This is a genomic window from Pseudomonas sp. TE12234 (genome assembly GCF_054061835.1).
In genome coordinates this window covers 64,275-84,505 of record NZ_JBSSEP010000002.1, presented here as the reverse complement: position 1 = coordinate 84,505, position 20,231 = coordinate 64,275, and the positions used below count along the sequence as shown (strand labels likewise).

At 59.0% G+C, this 20,231-nt stretch carries 16 protein-coding genes and 1 pseudogene; 9 read left to right on the top strand and 8 right to left on the bottom strand.

What is annotated here, in order from left to right:
* Positions 1 to 147: 147 nt before the first annotated feature.
* The 3 genes from ACVWYU_RS04085 to ACVWYU_RS04075 all read right to left on the bottom strand — a co-directional run bounded on the left by ACVWYU_RS04085 (position 148) and on the right by ACVWYU_RS04075 (position 3,886).
* The gene (locus ACVWYU_RS04085) at positions 148 to 1,332 is read right to left on the bottom strand and encodes an amidohydrolase (RefSeq protein WP_457371983.1); all 1,185 of its coding nucleotides are present in this window, start codon (positions 1,330 to 1,332) and stop codon (positions 148 to 150) included.
* A gap of 4 nt (positions 1,333 to 1,336) precedes the next feature.
* Entirely contained in the window at positions 1,337 to 2,626 is a 1,290-nt protein-coding gene (locus tag ACVWYU_RS04080) for an MFS transporter (protein WP_390956136.1), read from the bottom strand.
* Between the two features lie 336 nt (positions 2,627 to 2,962).
* Positions 2,963 to 3,886, bottom strand: a complete 924-nt coding sequence (locus tag ACVWYU_RS04075) for a LysR family transcriptional regulator (RefSeq protein WP_457371982.1) — start codon at positions 3,884 to 3,886, stop codon at positions 2,963 to 2,965.
* 292 nt (positions 3,887 to 4,178) lie between these two features.
* Between ACVWYU_RS04075 and ACVWYU_RS04070 the strand changes: the two genes are divergently transcribed.
* From ACVWYU_RS04070 to ACVWYU_RS04055, 4 genes and pseudogenes are all read left to right on the top strand, one after another.
* Positions 4,179 to 5,522 carry an MFS transporter gene (locus ACVWYU_RS04070; protein WP_390956135.1) on the top strand — a complete coding sequence of 448 codons (1,344 nt, stop codon included), beginning with the start codon at positions 4,179 to 4,181 and terminating at the stop codon, positions 5,520 to 5,522.
* 19 nt (positions 5,523 to 5,541) lie between these two features.
* A complete protein-coding gene (locus tag ACVWYU_RS04065) occupies positions 5,542 to 6,750 on the top strand; it encodes a benzoate/H(+) symporter BenE family transporter (protein WP_457371981.1) in 1,209 nt (402 codons plus the stop codon).
* Positions 6,751 to 6,800: 50 nt separating this feature from the next.
* Positions 6,801 to 8,069, top strand: a complete 1,269-nt coding sequence (locus tag ACVWYU_RS04060; protein ID WP_247257039.1) for an OprD family porin — start codon at positions 6,801 to 6,803, stop codon at positions 8,067 to 8,069.
* A 479-nt stretch (positions 8,070 to 8,548) separates the two neighbouring features.
* Positions 8,549 to 8,950 (top strand): annotated as a pseudogene (locus ACVWYU_RS04055) (methyl-accepting chemotaxis protein); the annotation flags it as partial.
* A gap of 21 nt (positions 8,951 to 8,971) precedes the next feature.
* On the opposite strand, the gene ACVWYU_RS04050 reads toward ACVWYU_RS04055, so the two are convergent.
* Positions 8,972 to 9,199, bottom strand: a complete 228-nt coding sequence (locus ACVWYU_RS04050) for a DUF2790 domain-containing protein (RefSeq protein WP_457371980.1) — start codon at positions 9,197 to 9,199, stop codon at positions 8,972 to 8,974.
* Between the two features lie 119 nt (positions 9,200 to 9,318).
* Here ACVWYU_RS04050 and ACVWYU_RS04045 point away from each other — a divergent pair, with 119 nt between their 5' ends.
* Positions 9,319 to 10,257, top strand: a complete 939-nt coding sequence (locus ACVWYU_RS04045) for a LysR family transcriptional regulator (protein WP_457371979.1) — start codon at positions 9,319 to 9,321, stop codon at positions 10,255 to 10,257.
* A 57-nt stretch (positions 10,258 to 10,314) separates the two neighbouring features.
* Here the strand turns inward: ACVWYU_RS04045 and ACVWYU_RS04040 are convergent, their stop codons facing one another.
* From ACVWYU_RS04040 to ACVWYU_RS04025, 4 genes are all read right to left on the bottom strand, one after another.
* On the bottom strand, positions 10,315 to 11,241 hold the full coding sequence (locus tag ACVWYU_RS04040) for a helix-turn-helix transcriptional regulator (RefSeq protein ID WP_457371978.1): 927 nt from the start codon (positions 11,239 to 11,241) through the stop codon (positions 10,315 to 10,317).
* Between the two features lie 177 nt (positions 11,242 to 11,418).
* Positions 11,419 to 11,961 carry a VOC family protein gene (locus ACVWYU_RS04035; protein ID WP_457371977.1) on the bottom strand — a complete coding sequence of 181 codons (543 nt, stop codon included), beginning with the start codon at positions 11,959 to 11,961 and terminating at the stop codon, positions 11,419 to 11,421.
* The gene (locus ACVWYU_RS04030) at positions 11,958 to 13,853 is read right to left on the bottom strand and encodes an oxidoreductase (RefSeq protein ID WP_457371976.1); all 1,896 of its coding nucleotides are present in this window, start codon (positions 13,851 to 13,853) and stop codon (positions 11,958 to 11,960) included. Before ACVWYU_RS04030 ends, ACVWYU_RS04035 begins: the two co-directional genes overlap by 4 nt.
* A gap of 130 nt (positions 13,854 to 13,983) precedes the next feature.
* Positions 13,984 to 14,886 carry a LysR family transcriptional regulator gene (locus ACVWYU_RS04025; RefSeq protein WP_007980482.1) on the bottom strand — a complete coding sequence of 301 codons (903 nt, stop codon included), beginning with the start codon at positions 14,884 to 14,886 and terminating at the stop codon, positions 13,984 to 13,986.
* A 334-nt stretch (positions 14,887 to 15,220) separates the two neighbouring features.
* Between ACVWYU_RS04025 and ACVWYU_RS04020 the strand changes: the two genes are divergently transcribed.
* The 4 genes from ACVWYU_RS04020 (at position 15,221) to ACVWYU_RS04005 (ending at position 20,230) form a co-directional block, all read left to right on the top strand.
* Entirely contained in the window at positions 15,221 to 16,558 is a 1,338-nt protein-coding gene (locus ACVWYU_RS04020) for an MFS transporter (protein ID WP_457371975.1), read from the top strand.
* Between the two features lie 175 nt (positions 16,559 to 16,733).
* Positions 16,734 to 18,017: a salicylate 1-monooxygenase gene (gene salA / locus ACVWYU_RS04015; protein ID WP_019689163.1), complete on the top strand. Its 1,284-nt coding sequence runs from the start codon at positions 16,734 to 16,736 to the stop codon at positions 18,015 to 18,017.
* Positions 18,018 to 18,097: 80 nt separating this feature from the next.
* Positions 18,098 to 19,036: a catechol 1,2-dioxygenase gene (gene catA / locus ACVWYU_RS04010; RefSeq protein WP_457371974.1), complete on the top strand. Its 939-nt coding sequence runs from the start codon at positions 18,098 to 18,100 to the stop codon at positions 19,034 to 19,036.
* Positions 19,037 to 19,084: 48 nt separating this feature from the next.
* On the top strand, positions 19,085 to 20,230 hold the full coding sequence (locus ACVWYU_RS04005; RefSeq protein WP_457371973.1) for an NAD(P)-dependent alcohol dehydrogenase: 1,146 nt from the start codon (positions 19,085 to 19,087) through the stop codon (positions 20,228 to 20,230).
* Position 20,231: the final 1 nt, after the last annotated feature.

Here is a 20,231-nt window from a genome sequence, read left to right as displayed (position 1 = left end):
ATTGCGCGGGCAGGGCGTAGCCCGACTTGCCCATCAGGCCGCAGGCGGCTGGATGGTGGTCGTTCAGATATTGGGTTGCCGGTTTAGTGGCTCGGGTACCTGGACGTCATCCAACAGCGATGAAGTTGTGAACCCGAGCCTGTGGCATCAGTTGAGATAATCCTTCACCAGTTTCAGCCAGCAGTCGGAGCCGATGCGAATCAGCTCGTCGTTGAAGTCGTAGTGAGGGTTATGCACGGAGCAGCCATGAAATTCGCCTTCGCCGTTGCCCAGGAAGAAGTAACAACCGGGAACTTCGGTCAGCATCCAGGCAAAATCTTCAGTCGCCATGATCTTCGCCGCGTGGGGCAACAGGTGGCCGGGCTTGAATAACGGCTCCAGGCTTTGGCGAAGCATCTGCGTCTGCGCCGCGGTATTGACGAGCGCCGGTGCCAGTTGTGTGGTCTGAAGTTCGATTTCGACACCGAACATCTGTTCATGGCCTTGGGCAATCTGCGCGAGGCGCTGATTGATTTTACGTTCGGTCTGCTCGGTGTCGGTACGCACGCTAAGCAACATCGAGGCCGTGTCGGGAATGATGTTGTAGACGGTGCCAGCCTCGACCACGCCAATGCTGATCACGGCGTGTTCATCGACGCAGAGATTGCGCGATTTCACGGTCTGGATTGCGTTGATCAGGCTGGCCAGCACCGGTACCGGATCTATGGCGCGCTCGGGCATTGCGCCGTGACCTCCACGACCTTTGATCAACAGGCTCACACGTTCCGAAGAGGCCATGGTGGGGCCGGCCTGGACCACAGCGGTCCCCACGGGAATGCCCGGCAGGTTGTGCAAGGCAAAGATCGCATCACAAGGGAAACGTCTGAAAAGGCCGTCATCCATCATGGCCTTGGCCCCCCCCAGACCTTCCTCATCAGGCTGGAAAATCAGGTTGAGCGTGCCGTCAAAGTCAGGCGACTGAGCGATTCGCCATGCGGCAGCCAGCAGGATGGCGGTGTGGCCGTCGTGGCCGCAGCCGTGCATGCGGCCTTCGATCCGGCTGGCATGTGCGAAGCGGTTTTTCTCCTGCATCGGCAGGGCATCCATGTCGGCACGCAGGCCCAGTCGGCGAGTGCCACCGCCTCGGCGCAGCACGCCGACCACGCCATGGCCACCGATGCCGCGATGAACTTCGTAGCCCCAGTCTTCGAGCTTGCTGGCCACCAACTCGGCGGTCAGCGGGGTGTGAGCGCCCAATTCAGGGTTCTGGTGGATTTCTCTGCGCAGCTGGATAAACGTGTCCAGGTCCGGTTCGGCAAGGGGCCGGGCTTGGGTTTGGTTCAATGCATTCATCAGGTCACTCCCGACCAGGGTTTTCGGGGAATACAGCCAGGCACGCCAGACTGATGGCGCCGCCTGCGAGCAGGTACAGCGCCGGCGCCTGTGGGTTATTCAAGGCGCCTGTGAGCCATGTCGCGATCAACGGGGAGAAACCGCCGAACAAGGTGACGCCGAAGCTGTAGCTGACAGCGGTGCCCAGTGCGCGGCGATTTTTCGGAAAGGCTTCCATGATCAGGGCGAAGAAGGCGCCCGAACCGATGCAACCAGGCAGTACCAGCATCGCGATGACGAACATCGCCACAAACAAGTTGGTGCTCAAGCTGAGCAAGTAGAAGGCTGGCCAGGCCATCAGCACGGGCAGGGTGATCGTCCAGGCCAGCAGTTTTTTGCGCAGGCCATGGCGATCGGCAAAGCGCCCGGCCAGCGGCGTGATGATCGCCAGGCAGGCACTTGCCACGCAGGTGATGGCCAAGGCACTACGTTGCGGGTAACCCAGGGTGACGGTCAGGTAGGCCGGCATATAGAAAATGAACAGGTAGATGCCGATGGTGGCGCTGGCCATCAGGCCGATCGCCAGCAAGGTGTGACGCATATCGATGTGGTCGCGCAACCGACCGTCGCGCTTGGTCGGTTCGGCTTCGTGGGTTTCCGGCAGGCAGCGACGGATGTACCAGCCCAGCGGTCCGATGAGCAGCCCCAGGACAAAGGGGATGCGCCAGCCCCAGCTTTCAAGGTCCTCGACACTCAACGCATTGGTGAGCAATAACCCGAGACCGGCCCCGACCATGGCCGCGTAGCCCTGGCTGGCGGCCTGCCAACTGACATTGCGGCAGCGATTGGCCGTAGCGCTGGACTCCATCAGATACACCGACGCAGTGCCTATTTCCCCACCCGCCGAAAAGCCCTGGGTAAGGCGGCCAGCCACCAGCAGGAACGTGCCGAACAAGCCTGTTGCCTGATAGGACGGCGCGAAGGCAATCATCGCGGTACCGAATGTCATCAAGCTGATCGTGAGGCTCAAAGCGGCCTTGCGACCATGGCGGTCGGCAAAGCGACCAATCACCAGAGCCCCCACCGGGCGCATGAGGAAACCGACGCCAAAGGTGGCCAGCGACATCAGTAGCGAGGCCATTGCCGACTGAGCGGGGAAGAAGTTCCTGGCAATCACCACGGCGAAGAAGCTGTAAATCGTGAAGTCATACATTTCCAGGGCATTGCCTAGGGCGCAGGCGACGGTGGCTTTCCTGGAACCGATCACGGATGGAGTAGCGATGCCGGGGAGGGGGGGCGCGTGCAGGGTAGTCATCAATTTTTCCTGTGACAGTTTTTGTTGTGGCCTGAATATCCGGCAAACACTGTCACTGCGCACTTGCGCTTTTCTTCGATGATTAACCGCTGGTTAAGATGCCTGGCAGCACCGACGAAAGACGGCGCCAGTTCGGTGCGATATTGGCCGATTACCGATCACACGCACCGTTTGACGACAGCGATGCATTCGTCGAGGCAAGCCGCACGGGAGGCGGCTGGAGGGTTTAGCTCAATGCCCTGGAGGTTATGGCGGTCGGCCCCAGGCAACCGGGACAGACTTAACCGTTGGGCATATCGTTGCATTTTTCTTATGTTGCTCGATTCCGACTGCGCGCTAGCGCGAAGCATCCATTGCCTGTGTCTTCGAGAGCACGCTTCTGATGGCGTAATAAAGGTCTGCGGCCGTTGTTGTCAGAGCGTGGCGATCAATGCAGACCAGGTAGATGGGGTACTCGGGGATGCTTTCTTCGATCTTGACCTGCATCAGGTCTTCATTGAGCCCTCTGGGCAGTGAGTTTTCCATTCCGGCTTCGCTGAGCGTCATGAACGCATCGGCGTGGTGCAACAGATCAAGCGCCAACAATACCGATGAACACTCGGTGATCCGCTGCGGTGGAGGAATCTCGTTGTCTTCGAACATTTGATAGAACTGCGACGAGTGATCGTCGATGGCATCCAGGCTGATCCAGTTTGCAAACTGCAACTGACGCAGCGAATGGGAGTGGCGGAGAGGATTGTTCTTTCGACAGACCACCAGACCCCGCATGCGGCTCAACGCTTCCCAATCCAGGTTCAGTCTTTGCGTATGCTGCTGCGAGGTAATGGCGAAATCCAGCGTGCCGTCCCGCAGACGCTGCAGCATCTGGTTGGGTCGCAGGTCCACCAGGCGGATTCGGACACGCGGATTCTTCGCCTGGAACGCAGCAACGCATTCTCCCAGCCCCTTGAGCACGGCGGTCAGGGAAGTGACGCCGATGGTGACCTCACCGACCTGCATATCCTTGATATTTTCAGCCTCCAGTTGCAGTCGTCGCATGCTCTCGACCGTCAACTGTGCATGGCGAATGATGCGGCGGCCTTCGTCGGTGAGCGACATGCCCCTGTGGGAACGCTGCAGCAGAGCCAGGCCCAATTCGCTTTCCAGATCCTTGATTGAGCGGCTGATGGCGGGCTGGGTGACATGCAGTATCTGCGAGGCCTCACTGATGCTTCCGGTTTGGTGGATGGCGACCAGCGCTTTGATCTGATGGAGTTTCACGTACGGACAGGTCCTTGCGGTGCGACGAAGATTCAATCGCTTTCATAGTGTCACGCCTGCCACCGCTGCAACACTCCGACATCTCTCTCTGCACAAAACGGATAGCGATCTGCGCAGAGCGGATATTGCCCCGCTGCCGGTCTCAATACCCTTCATTTGCATCCTGCGTAACAGTCCTGTGCATGACACGTAACAATGCGGCCGCCATCGGTGGAGCGTTGCGTGCGCTGCCTGCAGCAGGCGGCTGAGCGCCCAAACGAACAATAAAAAATAACAACAAGAGACCGATGTCATGCGAAAAATCGATGTACACGAGGTGATCGACAACGCACGCTTCAACCGCTTTCACTGGATGGTGTTGTTCTGGTGCGCGCTGATCATCATCTTCGACGGCTACGACCTGGTGATCTACGGGGTGGTCTTGCCGACGTTGATGAAAGAGTGGGGACTGAGCCCGCTGGAGGCCGGGGCGCTGGGCAGTTATGCGCTGTTTGGCATGATGTTCGGTGCGCTGTTTTTCGGTCCGCTGTCGGACAAGATCGGGCGCAAGAAAACCATCACCCTTTGCGTAATGCTCTTCAGCGGTTTTACCGTGCTCAACGGCTTTGCCACGAGCCCCACGACCTTTGGCATCTGCCGGTTCATTGCCGGCCTTGGCATCGGCGGCGTCATGCCCAATGTGGTGGCGCTGATGAACGAGTACGCGCCAAAGAAAATTCGCAGCACCCTGGTCGCCATCATGTTCAGCGGTTATTCGGTGGGTGGCATGCTCTCGGCGGGCCTGGGGATCGTGCTTATTCCCAGCTTCGGTTGGCAGGCGGTGTTCTACATCGCGGGGCTGCCGCTGTTGCTGCTGCCATTGATCATGTATTTCCTGCCGGAATCGGTGGGTTTCATGCTGCGCCAAGGCCGCAACGAGCAAGCGCGCGCTGTCTTGCTACGCGTTGACCCGGCCTATGTCGCCCAGGCCAGCGACACCCTGCACATGGCGGAAGTGAAGGGCACCGGCACGCCGGTACTGCAGCTGTTCCGCGAAGGCCGCGCCATGCGCACGCTGATGCTTTGGCTGGCGTTTTTCTGCTGCCTGTTGATGGTCTACGCCTTGAGTTCCTGGCTGCCGAAACTCATGGCCAACGCCGGTTACAGCCTGGGCTCAAGCTTGTCCTTCCTGCTGGCGTTGAACTTCGGCGCGATTTTCGGTGCGGTGGGTGGGGGCGTACTGGGCGACAAGCTCAACCTGCCAAGGGTGCTGGCGGTGTTCTTCGCGATTGCCGCGGTGTCGATCACCTTGCTCGGATTCAAAAGTCCGACCCCTGTGTTGTACCTGCTGATCGCCATTGCCGGCGCCACCACCATCGGTTCGCAAATCCTGCTGTATGCCTGTGCCGCGCAGTTCTATTCCATGGCCATTCGTTCCACCGGGCTTGGCTGGGCGTCGGGGATCGGCCGTAACGGTGCCATTGTCGGCCCGCTGTTAGGCGGCGCATTGCTGGGAATCAATTTGCCGCTGCAACTCAATTTCATGGCGTTCGCCTTGCCGGGTGCGGTGGCCGCCCTCGCCATGACCCTGTATGCCATCAGCAGCCAGCGAAACGCCTCCAACGTGACCGCGCCGCTGTCGGCGGCCAAGGCTTGAGTGCGCAAGGAGCTGTTTGATGAAAGGCTTGATGCGTGACTTTTCGCTGTCCGCTGCGGTTGCGGGCTTTATTGCCACGGTGATCTCGTATGCGGGCCCACTGGTGATCATTTTCCAGGCGGCGGACGCCGCGCACCTGTCTCGCGAGCTGTTGTCGTCGTGGGTCTGGGCGATCTCCATTGGCAGTGCGCTGCTGGGTATCGGCCTGAGCCTGCGTTACCGCGTGCCGATCATCATTGCCTGGTCGGCACCGGGCTCGGCCCTGCTGGTGGCGTTGCTGCCGGGCATCTCGATGAACGAGGCCGTCGGTGCCTACTTGCTGAGCAGTCTGATGATCTTTCTGGTCGGCATTTCGGGCGCCTTCGACCGCGTTATCGGCAAGCTGCCCGGAGCCATCGCAGCGGCGATGCTGGCGGGGATTCTGTTGCGTTTCGGCACGGGTCTGTTCGTGTCATTGCAAGGCCAGCCCGGGTTGGTGCTGGCGATGTTCGCCACCTACCTGGTGTGCAAACGACTGCTGCCGCGTTACGCGGTGATGGCGGTACTGGTGGTGGGCTGTGCCATCGCCATGCTCACCGGCCAATTGCACCGCGAAGCCCTGGTGATCGGCCTGGCGACACCGGTTTGGGTCACCCCGCAGTTCAGCCTGGGAGCAACCTTGAACGTCGCCTTGCCACTGGTGATGGTGGCGCTGACCGGGCAGTTCGTGCCGGGCATGGCGGTGTTGCGCGCCTCGGGTTACGCCACGCCGGCCAGACCGATCATTGCCTGTAGTGCGCTGGGCACGGCGTTGTTGGCGCCGTTTGGCTGCCACGGCCTCAACCTGGCGGCGATCACTGCCGCCATCTGCACGGGCCGCGAGGCCCATGAAGATCCGGGCAAACGCTATGTCGCCGGCGTGGTCGGCGGCCTCTGTTACCTGGTGTTGGGCATCTTTGGGGCGACCCTGGTGTCGTTGTTCGCCGCCTTCCCAAAAGAGCTGATCGCCGCCCTGGCGGGACTGGCCCTGTTCGCTGCCATTGCCGGCGCCCTGGCCAACGCGATGGCTGTGCCCAATGACCGCGAAGCGGCGCTGGTGACGTTCCTCACCACCGGCTCGGGCATGTCGCTGTTCGGCTTGTCCGCCGCGTTCTGGGGGCTGATTTTCGGCATGACCGCGCACCTGCTGTCGGGTGCGCGGCGGCCGCCCCTTGCCACCTCCAGCAGCGCCCGAGAGGTGGCGCGCTGACCTGTATCCGCCACGCCTTACCTTTTCATAACAACAATAAGAGCACACCGATGAAGTCAACCATTCATGCAACTCGTACGCTATTGTCCATGGCTGTCGCCTTGGGGTGTTCCAGCCAATTGATGGCCGCGCAGGGCGGTTTTATCGAGGATGCCACCGCCACCTTGCAGGCTCGCAATTACTACTTCAGTCGGGACTACTCAGACATTGTCGGCGCTAACCGGCAGTCGAAGGCCGAGGAGTGGGCCCAGGGCTTTATCCTCAACGCCAAGTCCGGTTACACCCAAGGGCCTATCGGCGTTGGCGTCGATGTCATCGGCCTGCTCGGGCTCAAGCTCGACAGCAGCCCGGACCGGGTCAACACCGGCCTGTTGCCGGTACAGAGCGATGGCCGCGCGGCCGATGAGTACAGCCGCCTGGAAGGCACGCTAAAGCTGCGCTACTCGAAGACCGAACTGCGCGTCGGCGAGCTACAACCAAACGTGCCGGTGCTGGTTTTCAGTGACATCCGTCTGCTGCCGCCCAGTTACCAGGGGGCGAGCTTCACTTCCGCCGAGATCAATGGCCTGACGTTGCAAGGTGGCCATCTGAGTTCCACTCATCTGCGCAACGAGGCCGGCGACGAGAAGATGCAGGCGATGCTCAGCTACGTGCCCCAGCGCCAGGCCAGCAGTGACGCGTTCAACTACGGTGGCGGCGATTACGTCTTCAACGAAAAACACACCAGCGTCAGCGCCTGGTACGGGCAACTGGAAGACATCTACCAGCAAGGCTTCCTGGGGCTGAAACACAGCCAGCCCCTGGGCAGTTGGACCCTGGGCGCCAACCTCGGCTATTTCGACGCGAAGGAGGATGGCAAGAAGCTGTTGGGCAATATCGACAACCAGGCGTTCTTCTCCCTGCTGTCGGCCAAGTACGGCGGCCATACCTTCTACGTCGGCTACCAGGGCATGTACGGTGAAAGCGCGTTCCCTCGGGTATTTGCCAACATCTCGCCGCTGGGCAACGAAGTGCCGACCTATGAATTCGCCTCCACCGACGAGCGATCCTGGCAGGCGCGCTACGACTACGACTTCGCCGCCCTCGGCGTGCCGGGGCTGACCAGCACCGTGCGCTACATCACCGGCAACAACGTCGACACCGGCAAGGGCTTCGAAGGCAAGGACCGCGAGCGCGACCTGGACCTCGGTTACGTCGTGCAGAGCGGGACTTTCGCAGGGCTTGGCGTCCGGGTGCGCAATGCCATGGCGCGCTCCAATTACCGCAGCGATATTGACGAGAACCGGCTGATCCTGAGCTACACCTGGACGTTGCTGTGAGTGAGGCGAGTATGAGCAATAGAGTCTGGGCACGATTGGCCCTGGTTACAGCGGGTGGCGCAGTTGTGCTGCTCGCTTTCGGCGACGGCATGCACCTGATGTATGCCGGCATCATCAACCTGTTGCTGCTGGCAGCGGCGGTGCTTTTTCAGCGTCAGCCAATACGGGTAGTCGAAGTGCTCGTGCAGCGGGAGCCGGATCCCGTGGTGTCCAGTGCGCCGGTCCCGCTACCGTCGTTGCCGGTGGTCGAGCCCGCTTGGCCGGGCGCCGAGGTAAAGGAGGCACTTGAACACTTGACGAGAGTGGTGCAACAAACCGAAGACGACATGCGCTTTGCCAACCAGCTGGCGCGTGGCGCGGGCGAACGGGTACAGGCCAGTGCCGTGAGCATGCAGTCTTCGGCTGCCGTGCTGGGGGATCTGGATCAGTATCTGCAGCGCCTGGATCAGGTGTTCGATGAACTGGGCAGCCAGTCGATTCGCATCGGTGCGATTGTCGGCAGCATCCAGGACATCGCCCGGCAGACCAATCTACTGGCGCTCAATGCCGCGATCGAGGCCGCACGGGCCGGTGATCATGGCCGGGGTTTTGCTGTGGTGGCAGACGAGGTGCGCAATCTGTCGCGCCAGGCAGCGGACTCCAGTGCGCAGATCCGGCAGATCGCCACAGGCCTGGAAAAGTCGGCACAGGATGCCCGTCAGGGCCTTGAACAGCTTACCGATTCGACGCGTTTGGGCCTGGACAAGGCCGAGGTCGCATTGCAGTCGATGGGGGAGTTACGCAGTGGCGCGGTGGCCAGGCTGGAAGTGGTCGAGCGCGTCATGCAACGGTTGGCCAGTTTGCACGAGTTGGCCCTGCAGGCAACCCGGATCGCGGTCTGAACAACCTGCTGTTTCGGCCTCTCAAACGCCCGAGCAACTGCCCATCACCCGGTAGGTCAACGTGTGACTTTCACCCTGATGGTCGATGTAAACCATCGTCGCCGGCACGACGTCGCATGCAGTCGAGGTATCGGTTACCGAAATGACCTTGGCGATATCCAGGGTTTGAGGTGCCGGGGCCGGATTGCTCTCGCCGGCCATTACGGCAGTTGTGGTCAGGGCCAGCAGCACGCTCAATAAAGTCTTCATGCTTTGTTCTCTTTCGTTGTTTGATGAGTCAATTTTATTCCTCTGCAGATACGGATAAAGAGGGCTGTACTTGATGCAGCGTTACATCAGATGCAACAGTCGTTGCCATGGGAGGGTTCATGGACTTGCTTAACAGCCTGCGTGTATTTGTGCGTGTAGCCGACGCAGGCAGCTTTACCACCGCCGCACAGGCGCTGGACTTTTCCACGGCGCAGGTGTCTCGGCTAGTGGCTGATCTTGAGCAGCACGTGCAGGCACGCCTGCTGCAGCGCACCACCCGCCGTTTGAGTCTGACCGAAGCGGGTGAACGCTTTCTGCTGCGGGCGCGGCAAATTCTGGACGACATGGCCGAGGCCACCGCGGAAGCGCGTGGCGCTCACCTCAAGCCCAGTGGCCGCTTGCGTTTGCATTGTTTGAACGGGTTGGGTGTTTTGATGACACCACTGATTGCCCGCTACTGCGAGCTTTACCCGGACGTGGTGGTTGAGCTGACCTTGTCACAGCGCAACCCCGACCCCCTTGAAGACGGACACGACGTGGTCATCTCCATTGCCCAGGAGTTGGAGGATTCACAATTCGTTGCCCAAACGGTAGGGCGCATTTTCAGCATGCTTTGCGCATCGCCTGTGTACATTGCGCGTCGGGGCCTGCCCACTCACCCGGAACAACTGAATCAACATAGCTGCCTGCGCATGCTTGACCCATTGTACGGCGATGAGTGGGCGTTCCGTGACAAGCAGGGCGAGGTTTCAGTGGTGCCCGGTAAAACCTTCCAGAGCAACGTTCCCGAGGCGATGGTCAATGCGTCGGAGGCCGGGATGGGCATCAGCCTGCTGCCGTTCTACACCGCCACCCGTTCGCTGCGCGAGGGCACGTTGGTGCGCGTGCTGGGGGACCACCGGCTCAGAGAGCGCAACGTCTATGCACTCTATCCTTCCAAGCGTTTTCTGGATGCCAAGGTGAGGACCTGGGTGGACTTTCTCAAGGCCGAATTGCCCGGGCTTTTTTCCGGGCATGAGATCACAGCCAATGATGTTCGGTATTGGGGAGTGGGCTAGCTGATAAGGTCAACATTCTCAGGCGGTGTCTTGGTGATTAGCCGACGCGTGGATTCGTTACTGCAAGGCCGATGAGCAAAAAAGCCTGGAGATGTTTTTCTCGCGATACTGTTTGGGCGTCATGAACAGTTTTTCCTGAAACAGTCGGGTCATATGGCTTTGGTCCGAGAACCCGCAATCCATGGCCACAGCTTTCAACGGAATATCGCGCACCGTCGACAAGATGCGCTCCGCCTTTTTCAAGCGGCGCGACTGAACGTACTGATGGGGAGATACGCCATACACCGCCCCGAACACTCGTACAAAGTAGGACGGACTCAGGTCGACGATGGCGGCCATGTCTTTGACCGAAATGGGGCAGGACAGATGCGAATCGATGTATTGCTGAAGCTGGTCGCGTTTGAGGTTTGTCAGGCGAGACGCTTGATCGCTGTCTCTGAGGTCACACCGCACGTACTGACGCAGCAGATGGATGCAAATCTGTATTTCCAACGTCTGAGCGAAGATGCTGCTCCCCGGTTCGCCACTCAGGCACTCCATTTCATAGGTCGCCATGAGTCTGGAGAGCTTCGCGTCGTTGACGAGCGGGCAGTGGTCGACAAAAACACCGTCAACATCCTGTTGAAAGACTTCATTGGCGACTTTGGCCATCATGGCTTGCGAAATGTAGATATGACTGACTTCGATATCGTTCATCCAGTACCACCTGGATGATTCGCCTCGGGTCAAAATGGTGACGTCGTTATCGCCAACGGACCATTTTTGCCATTGCTTGCCATCGTGGAAGCCCAGATTTGACGTGCCTGATTTCCATCTCACCAACTCGTAATCGCGCATGCACGGGATGCTGACTTCGGTTTTGTCAAAGCGGTAGCCCCGAATCGACACGCCATTATCAGGTGCGGTCTCAACGGTTCCCTTGATCGTTACTTCACCAGGGATAACGTCCAGCATTTTTTCTGGCGTTAGCAGGATGGCACTCATCACAACTCCCTTTTTATTTGTATTGGCTGTGGAGTTTTTATCAGTACTTAGCGGCTTTTGAACGTTGAAGGCATCGAGAGCACAGATTTAAAAATTAACACATCCTTCAAATTTTTATGCAAAACAGGCTTGCCATCGATCGGGGGAATTTCCACCGCTCGTCTGGCAAGCCTTTTCTTACTGCGCTTGGATTTCGTGGTCACCCGGCCCGGTCAAGTCCGGTCGCCAGCGGCGCAGGTGAGTGTGACGCTCATAGACTTGCGATGAGGGGTAAGTCACCAATTCAATCGTGCTTCCCCAAGGGGTGCGGGTGTACACGTAGCGATTACCTGGTCCGGCGTCACCACCCGGGAGGTCGCCGGGTCGGCTGAGCAGAACGCCGCCGGCCTTCTCGAGGCGATTGGCAGCGGCATCGATATCGTCAACGTAGATGCAGATGTGCTGAATACCAAAGTCGCTCGGAACAATCGGCTGCAACTGCTGGACGCCAGTGTAGGAAAACAGCTCCAGGTTGGGGCTGTTGCCCAGACGCAGCATCCGGATTGAGGCAATCACTGCACCGGGCGGAATGCCGAGTCCCGCTTCTACCTCAGGCCCTCCCAGGGGAGCGTCGAGCATGTCGTAAAGCTTCTCGGCACCAAAGGCCTCGACGAAGAATCGGGTTGCCGCTTCCATATCGGGAACGGTAATGCCTACGTGTTCAATTGCACGAACATTCATGACAACTCTCCTATTTTCGCCGCCGCCCAGAAACCGGATTGGGTCGCCTCATACATCCGCCCACCACGGGACCTTGTACCGATGCTGTGGACGCGAATGTCATCGACCGACTCCTCCAGAACCATTGAAGGCGCACGGGCGGTCGCCATGACTACGTAACCATCATCAGGCACCTTTGCTGCCGTGTTGATCGATACGTCCAGATGCTTGAGAAGGCCGGCGAGATGCTCGCGCTGCATATCATTGGTGTCGATACCCACGCTATCCGCGGGTGAAACAAGGCTGACCTTTTTGCCTTGCTCCGCCAGCCACAGGGCAGCGAACATTGCCGCCTCGGTTTCACCAAATACGGTGACCTCGTCCGTCACAGGCAAATTGGCGCTTGCCAGCATATCGGCCACATCCGGGCCGCGATCCTGCGCAACGGTACCGGTCGCAAGCAGTACGGTGTCCCATGGGCTCAGGTCCAAGTCAGCTGCATCGGTATTGAGATGAACGTCGACGCCTACGCGTTCGAGTTCGCTCTCGTAAAACGCAATCATGTTCTTGACCTCCATGCGAAACGGGCTCGCGGCTGCCCACGCATGGAGCTGGCCGCCGATGCGATCCGCTCTCTCGACCAACCTCACACTATGTCCACGCTCGGCAGCCAGTATCGCGGCCTCACAACCGGCCGGTCCGCCACCGACAATCAATACTCGCTCCTGTCTGGAAGCAGGGCGGCGAGCATCACTTGCGCGACGCTCCTGTCCGAGGGTCGGATTGATCACGCACTGGGTGCCTTTGCCGTTGAACATCCACCGCGAGATGCATTCATTGACCGCCAGGCAGCGGCGGACACTTTGCGGTTGCCCGCGCCGTGTCTTGTTGACTGTTTCGGGGTCCGCCAGGCCCGATCGACCCAGGGCCACAAAGTCGAGTTCGCCGTCAGACACCGCTTGTGCCATCTCGTCGAACAGCCAGGTAAGTCGACCGACACCGATCACCGGGATGGAGACACGCTGTTTCACCAGCTTGGCGTAGTTGACTAATGATCCTGGCGGGACCATCGGCAGCAACGTCATCGCGGTGTCGTAGTTCCCGGCACTGACATCCAGGGCGTCAACGTAAGGCTCGAGCATTTCGCAGAAGGCCAGGCCATCTTCCAGTGAGAGACCGCCCTTGTAAGGCTCCATCACGCTGAGCCGATACAGGATCGGATAATCCGCACCGACCTGTTCGCGAATCCCACGCACGACTTCGAGAGCGAAACGGGCACGGTTTTCCAGGGAGCCGCCCCAGCGGTCGGTGCGTTTGTTTGTGAAAGGGGAGAGAAACTGGCCGAGCAGATAGCCATGTGCACCGTGCAGCTCAACGGCATCGAAGCCAGCGGCCACCGCACGTCGGGCGCCCTGGACATACTTATCGATCAGTCCTGGAATTTCATGTTCTTCGATTGCACGCGGTGGGGTACCGAATGCGCTGGTGATACCGGCTGTCGGTGCCAGTGGTGGCTCGTTACGCTCTGTGTTGTTTTGGGAGTTCTGGCGCCCGGTGTGGTGCAGCTGCACGGCAATCTTCGCGCCTTCACCGTGGACCGCGTCGACCAGGTTGCTGAGTGCGCCAATGAACCTGTCATGGTCGATTCGCATCGGGTGACCCGCGGTGCGCCCGACCTCCCAATCGATAGAGGTATTCTCGGTGATGATCAGACCAACGCCGCCTCGGGCGCGGGCTCTATGGTATTCGATGAGCTTATCGAATACCTCACCGAAGGTGCTGGCGAACTGAGTGAAGATCGGTGCTTGCACGAAGCGATTGCGCAACTGCAAGGTGCCAATACGTCCGGGTTGGTAAAGCGCCGCGGCAGGGCCGTCTGAAATCACAAGGTTTCGGATGTCTGGGTGTGCCATTGCCATCTCCTCATTATTTTTTTTGTTTGAGGTTCAAGCATGGAATGAGTGCCGGCATGAGTATTGAACATTCATGTCGAGGCGTTGAAGAATCCTGCCTTGGCGTCGTAGCGGTACTTGTTCAGGTGGCTTAGTCCGAAAACAACTCGAACATCAGTTGGCGAAGCCAACGATTGGCGGGGTCTTTGTTATAGCGTGCGTGCCAGAACAGGTTGATTTCGATGTTCGGCAGTTCCACAGGCGTCGGTAGAACCGCGAGGCCAAAGGGTTGTTCGCAACTGCTGGCGAATCGTTCAGGCACTGTTGCCACTAAGTTAGTGCGTTGAAGGATGTGGCCAACTGCAACAAAATGGGGGACTTCCAGGCGAATGTTGCGCTCGATGCCGGCCCGCGCCAGAAACGTATCGACTTCGCCGTGTCCTGTGTTCGCCGCTACCACGCGAACGTGCTCATAACTGCAAAAGCGCTCAAGCGTTAACGGTTCCCGGGTAGCGGGGTGATCCTTACGGCACATGCAGACATAGCGATGGTGAAACAGGCGCTGCTGAAAAAAACCGGCTTGCAGGTGTGGCAGTAATCCAACGGCGAGGTCGATCGCACCGTTTTGCAACCCTTCGGCCAGGGTATCGGATGTGTTGCGCAGCGTGCTGATCGAACAGCCCGGCGCGCGTTCAGCCAGCGCGTCCATCAGCCTTGGCATGAAGTAGATTTCACCAATATCGGTCATTGCCATGGTAAATCGGCGATTGCTGTTGAGCGGGTCGAACGTATCCTGTCGGCTCAGTGCATCGCGTAAGGTCTGAATGGCCAGTGCGACGGGTTCGGCCAACTGCCGGGCATAAGGAGTGGGCTCCATTCCCTGATAAGTGCGCACGAAAAGCTCGTCGTTCAAGGCGACACGCAGGCGTTTCAACGCGTTGCTGACAGCGGGCTGGGTCAGATCGAGATTATCCGCCGCCGTCGATACCCGCCGGTCAACCAGCAGTTGGTTAAATACCAGCAGAAGATTGAGGTCAAGCTCACGTAATTCCATAACGCCTCGTGCAGATTGTGCGCTCATAAGGGCGATAAATTTTCGCCCGTCTTTGGGTCTGCACCGCTCCGAAATTGCCGCTGCAAGAGCCAAAGCCTAACAAGTGCCAGACCGCCGCGTCCATCGTGGGATCGATAGGACTTTTGCTCGCCTTCGATCTTTATTCACGTTCGAAATAGTGCCTATTCAGCTGGCTGCATTTATCACGGTCGATCGTTTGCCCATGATCGAATCCATGCCCGGTTCTGAACGCTCCGCGTCCAATGGGCAGCTCGCAATTTTCCGGAGGCGCCAGATCCTCCGGCTCTATAACAATGACAAGAAGAGCGAAGCCATGCGTACGATAGATGTGTCAGCCCTAATTGACGGGGCACGGTTCAATGCCTTCCATGCGCGCGTACTGTTCTGGTGCGCGCTGATCATCATTTTCGACGGTTACGATCTGGTCATCTATGGGGTCGTGCTGCCCTCATTGATGTCCGAGTGGGGCCTCAGTTCGTTGCAGGCTGGTGCGCTGGGCAGTTGCGCGTTGGTGGGCATGATGCTGGGGGCACTGTTTTTCGGTTCACTGTCCGATCGTATAGGTCGACGCAAAACCATCATGATGTGTGTCGCCATCTTCAGTGGCGTCACAGCGATCAACGGCTTGGCGCAGAGCCCGGAGGCGTTTGCGTTGTGCCGGTTTATCGCCGGTCTTGGCATCGGCGGGGTGATGCCCAACGTTGTGGCGTTGATGAACGAGTACGCGCCAAAGAAATCCCGTAGCACCCTGGTGGCGATCATGTTCAGCGGCTACTCGTTGGGCGGAATGCTATCGGCAGGCCTGGGCATGGTGCTCATCCCGCAATGGGGATGGCAAGCCGTGTTCTATGTAGCGCTGATCCCTCTGATGGCCTTGCCTTTTTTAATACGCCAATTGCCTGAGTCGATGGATTTTCTACTGCGCACCGGGCAGTCCGTGAAGGCTCAAAATCTATTGGCACAAGCCGAGCCGTCTTACGTACCCACTCCCAATGACCAGTTGAACCAAATGGTCGCCAAAGGCACGAAAGTGTCGATTGCGCAGCTGTTCCAGGACGGGCGCAAGGTGAACACTTTCATGCTGTGGCTGGCGTTTTTCTGTTGTTTGCTGATGGTTTACGCACTGAGTTCCTGGCTGCCGAAACTGATGACGGCCGCAGGCTACGGATTGAACTCCAGCCTGGCGTTTCTGCTGGCACTAAACGTCGGCGCGATTATTGGCGCAGTGGCCGGTGGGTGGCTGGGGGACCGCATTGGAATCGCCAAGGTCTTGTTCGCGTTTTTCAGTTGTGGAGCGTTAGCCCTGAGCCTGTTGGCGCTCAAGGCGCCGTTACCCGTTCTTTATCTGCTTATCGCCATCGCCGGGGCCTGCACCATTGGTACGCAAATACTGGCCAACGCTTGCACCGTGCAGTATTACCCCGCGCACATAAGGTCTACCGGGCTTGGCTGGGCAATGGGTGTCGGGCGTACCGGGGCCATCATCGGTCCGTTGCTGGGTGGGGCACTGCACGCTTCATCACTGCCACTGCAGGCCAGCTTTCTCATCTTCGCCTTACCAGGATTGGTAGGGGCCATCGCTATTCTGGTGTTTCTGATTCAGAACGCTCCAGGCCGTCAGGCTGCTTTATCCCGGCAACCGGCGCAGTAACCCTTGCAGCAAAAGACGAGCCCCGAGAGGGCTCGTCCGGCCGATGCCTGTTCGACCTGGCGAGTAATATTCACAACCATGATGGGGTGTATGGGAGTTGCGGTATTTATCAATAGCGCTCGGATGGCGATGATTTGCTTACTCCAATAACAATCAGCCTCATGGGTAACTTGCTATGCGTACTTCTCAATCCAAACTGCAAATCGGCATTGTTGGCGGCGGTATCGCCGGGGTCGCTCTGGCCTTGGACCTTTGCCGTCATTCCCACCTCGACGTGCAATTATTCGAATCGGCGCCTGCCTTTGGCGAGGTCGGAGCGGGTGTCTCGTTCGGCGCCAACGCCGTTCGTGCCATTGCGGGCCTGGGTATTGCCGAACCCTACCGCAAGATTGCCGACCAGACGCAGGATCCCTGGCAGGACATCTGGTTCGAATGGCGTCGTGGTGAAGATGCCGGTTATCTGGGCGCAAGCCTGGCCGAAGGGGTAGGGCAGTCATCGGTACACCGTGCTGACTTCCTCGATGCGCTGGCCAGCCAGTTGCCGGACGGAATCGCTCAATTCGGCAAGCGCGCCGTCAGCGTGGAGCAGGATGCCGAACAGGCTCGCGTCGTGTTCACCGATGGCACTGAGCATCGCTGCGACCTGTTGATCGCCGCGGACGGTATCAAGTCATCGATTCGTGATCATGTTCTCAACGGTCTTGGTCAACCCCTGGTGGCGCCGCGTTTCAGTGGTACCTGCGCCTATCGCGGGATGATCGACAGTCAACAGTTGCGCGCGGCCTACCGCGCCCGGGGTGTCGATGAACACTTGATCGACGTCCCGCAGATGTACCTGGGGCTTGATGCACATATCCTCACTTTCCCCGTCAAACAAGGCCGACTCATCAACGTTGTGGCCTTCATTTCCGATCGCAGTCGTCCTGATCCAACCTGGCCAAGCGATGCTCCGTGGGTACGCAATGCCAGCCAGGAAGAAATGCTCTCTGCCTTCAACCATTGGGGAGACGCTGCTCGGGTTCTGCTCGAATGCATTCCATCCCCCACGCTTTGGGCGCTGCATGAACTCGATGAGTTGCCAGGTTACGTGCACGGCCGCGTGGGTCTGATCGGCGATGCTGCGCATGCGATGTTGCCACATCAGGGCGCTGGAGCAGGTCAGGGCCTGGAAGACGCCTGGCTTCTGGCGCGATTGCTGGCCGATCCGCAGGTCCTGGACAGCCAGCCACAGGCGGTGCTCGAAGCCTACGACGCCATCCGTCGTCCCCGTGCCTGCCGTGTGCAGCGTACCTCCTGGGAAGCCGGGGAGCTTTATGAAATGCGTGATCCAGCGGTGGCCGATGACGAACAACTGCTGAGCAAAACCCTCGCCGAGCGTTTCGACTGGCTATGGAATCACGACATGCAGTCCGACCTTCAAGAGGCCCGTGCCCAGTTGGGCTGGCGAGCGGTCGCCTAATGATTTGAACCGACACGCAGGGAGGGAGCGCCGAGCGGCTCTCTTCGTGGGTGGATACCAATAAGATCAGGTGAATCGAAATGACAGTGAAAATTTCTCAACTGCCGCAATTGCAGCAATTCTTCCGAGAAGCCTCTGGGCTGGACAACAATGCAGGCGATCCGCGCCATAAGCAGATTGTCTTGCGGTTGCTGCAGGAAGTCGCCCGAGTGATCGAAGATCTGCAGATCAGCGACGATGAATTCTGGGGCGCGGTGGACTACGTAAACCGCCTGGGCGCCAGAAACGAAGCAGGTTTGCTGGTCGCCGGGCTTGGCATCGAACACTTCCTTGATCTGCTGGCGGATGCCAGGGACGCTGAAGCGGGTCGAACCGGTGGCACCCCACGGACAATTGAAGGCCCGTTGTACGTCGCCGGTGCACCACTGTGTGAGTACCAAACTCGAATGGATGATGGGACCGAGGATGGCACAGCAACGGTGATGTTTCTGGAAGGGCGTGTAACCGACCTGAACGGTCAGCCGATCGCTGGGGCCACCGTGGATTTGTGGCAAGCCAACACCCAAGGCAACTACTCCTACTTCGACAAAAGCCAATCTGAATTCAACTTGCGTCGCCGGATTCTCACGGACGCCAATGGATGCTACCGGGCTCGCAGCATCGTGCCTTCGGGCTACGGTTGCGATCCAGCCGGCCCGACTCAGGAATGCCTCGATCACTTGGGCCGCCACGGTCAGCGACCCGCGCATATCCATTTCTTCATTTCTGCCCCTGGGCATGAACATCTGACCACCCAGATCAATCTGTCGAATGACAAGTACCTGTGGGACGACTTCGCCTATGCGACGCGTGACGGATTGATCGGTGAAGTTCGCTTTGTGGAAGACGAGGAACGAGCTGCCGCCATGGGAGTGGCAGGGCGCTTCGCCGAGATGACTTTCAATTTCAGCCTGCGTCCGGCTGCCAGCGAACAAGCAACCCATCGCAGCCAACGCCCGCGTGCGTTGCAGTCTGCTTGACCAACCGACGTTCACTCGACGTCGACGAACCACTTCAAGGAGACAACGATGTCCCGGACTGATGCACAATCGATGAACATCCGTGCCGCAGTATTGCGCACCTCGGGAGCCCCTTTGCAAATTGAGGATGTCTTGCTCGAGGCTCCTCGGCCAACCGAAGTGCGCGTGCGTGTGGTCGCTACAGGTGTTTGCCACACTGACATGGTGGTGCGTGATCAGCTGTTTCCCACTCCTCTGCCCATTATTCTCGGTCATGAAGGTGCCGGTGTCGTCGATGCAGTCGGTTCTGCCGTGACGACGGTACAACCGGGCGATCACGTGGTCATGACGTACATGTCCTGCGGTCTTTGCCTGCCTTGCGAAACAGGCCACCCGGCGCACTGCACACACATGCACCCGTTGAACTTTGGTGGTGGCCGACTAGATGGCACCACCTCCGCTTGCGCATGTGGCAGCGACCATGCCATCCACGACCATTTCTTTGGCCAATCCTCGTTTTCCACTTACACGATCGCCAATGAGCGCAACGTCGTCAAAGTCCCAAAGCAGGCACCACTGGAACTCTTGGGGCCGCTGGGTTGTGGTATTCAGACGGGCGCAGGATCAGTGCTCAATGCACTCAGGGTTGATGCAGGATCGAGCTTCGCCGCCTTTGGTGCAGGCGCGGTCGGGCTGGCGGCGGTAATGGCGGCGAAGGTCGCTGGCGCCACGACCATCATTGCTGTGGACGTCACTCCGAGTCGGCTGGAACTGGCTCTCGAACTGGGAGCGACCCATGTCATCAATAGTCGCGAAGAAGATCCGGTTCAACGCATTCAGGCCATCACCCAGGGCGGTGTCAATTATAGCCTTGAATGCTCTGGTCGCTCCGAGGTGTTGCGCCAGGCGATCGACTCGGTCACCACGCTTGGCACCTGTGGCATTGTCGGCGCTACCCAAATGGGTACCGAGGTCGCCTTCAATATCAACGACGTGATGATTCCCGGCAAACGCATCATGGGCATCGTGCAAGGCGATGTCGTTGCCAATGCCTTTATTCCGAAGCTGGTTGATCTGTTCCTGCAGGGCCGATTCCCCTTCGACAAGCTATGCAAGTTTTATGAGTTCGATGAGGTGAACCAGGCGATGGCCGATAGCGAGCGCGGTATCACCATCAAACCGATTCTCCGTATGCCAGTCCCTGCTTCGGTCTAAC

Coding starts and splice junctions, on each gene's coding strand:
- ACVWYU_RS04085 (WP_457371983.1), bottom strand. CDS start 1,332: ATGAATGCATTGAACCAAACCCAAGCCCGGCCCCTTGCCGAACCGGAC.
- ACVWYU_RS04080 (WP_390956136.1), bottom strand. CDS start 2,626: ATGACTACCCTGCACGCGCCCCCCCTCCCCGGCATCGCTACTCCATCC.
- ACVWYU_RS04070 (WP_390956135.1), top strand. CDS start 4,179: ATGCGAAAAATCGATGTACACGAGGTGATCGACAACGCACGCTTCAAC.
- ACVWYU_RS04065 (WP_457371981.1), top strand. CDS start 5,542: ATGAAAGGCTTGATGCGTGACTTTTCGCTGTCCGCTGCGGTTGCGGGC.
- ACVWYU_RS04060 (WP_247257039.1), top strand. CDS start 6,801: ATGAAGTCAACCATTCATGCAACTCGTACGCTATTGTCCATGGCTGTC.
- ACVWYU_RS04050 (WP_457371980.1), bottom strand. CDS start 9,199: ATGAAGACTTTATTGAGCGTGCTGCTGGCCCTGACCACAACTGCCGTA.
- ACVWYU_RS04045 (WP_457371979.1), top strand. CDS start 9,319: ATGGACTTGCTTAACAGCCTGCGTGTATTTGTGCGTGTAGCCGACGCA.
- ACVWYU_RS04040 (WP_457371978.1), bottom strand. CDS start 11,241: ATGAGTGCCATCCTGCTAACGCCAGAAAAAATGCTGGACGTTATCCCT.
- ACVWYU_RS04035 (WP_457371977.1), bottom strand. CDS start 11,961: ATGAATGTTCGTGCAATTGAACACGTAGGCATTACCGTTCCCGATATG.
- ACVWYU_RS04030 (WP_457371976.1), bottom strand. CDS start 13,853: ATGGCACACCCAGACATCCGAAACCTTGTGATTTCAGACGGCCCTGCC.
- ACVWYU_RS04025 (WP_007980482.1), bottom strand. CDS start 14,886: ATGGAATTACGTGAGCTTGACCTCAATCTTCTGCTGGTATTTAACCAA.
- ACVWYU_RS04020 (WP_457371975.1), top strand. CDS start 15,221: ATGCGTACGATAGATGTGTCAGCCCTAATTGACGGGGCACGGTTCAAT.
- salA (WP_019689163.1), top strand. CDS start 16,734: ATGCGTACTTCTCAATCCAAACTGCAAATCGGCATTGTTGGCGGCGGT.
- catA (WP_457371974.1), top strand. CDS start 18,098: ATGACAGTGAAAATTTCTCAACTGCCGCAATTGCAGCAATTCTTCCGA.
- ACVWYU_RS04005 (WP_457371973.1), top strand. CDS start 19,085: ATGTCCCGGACTGATGCACAATCGATGAACATCCGTGCCGCAGTATTG.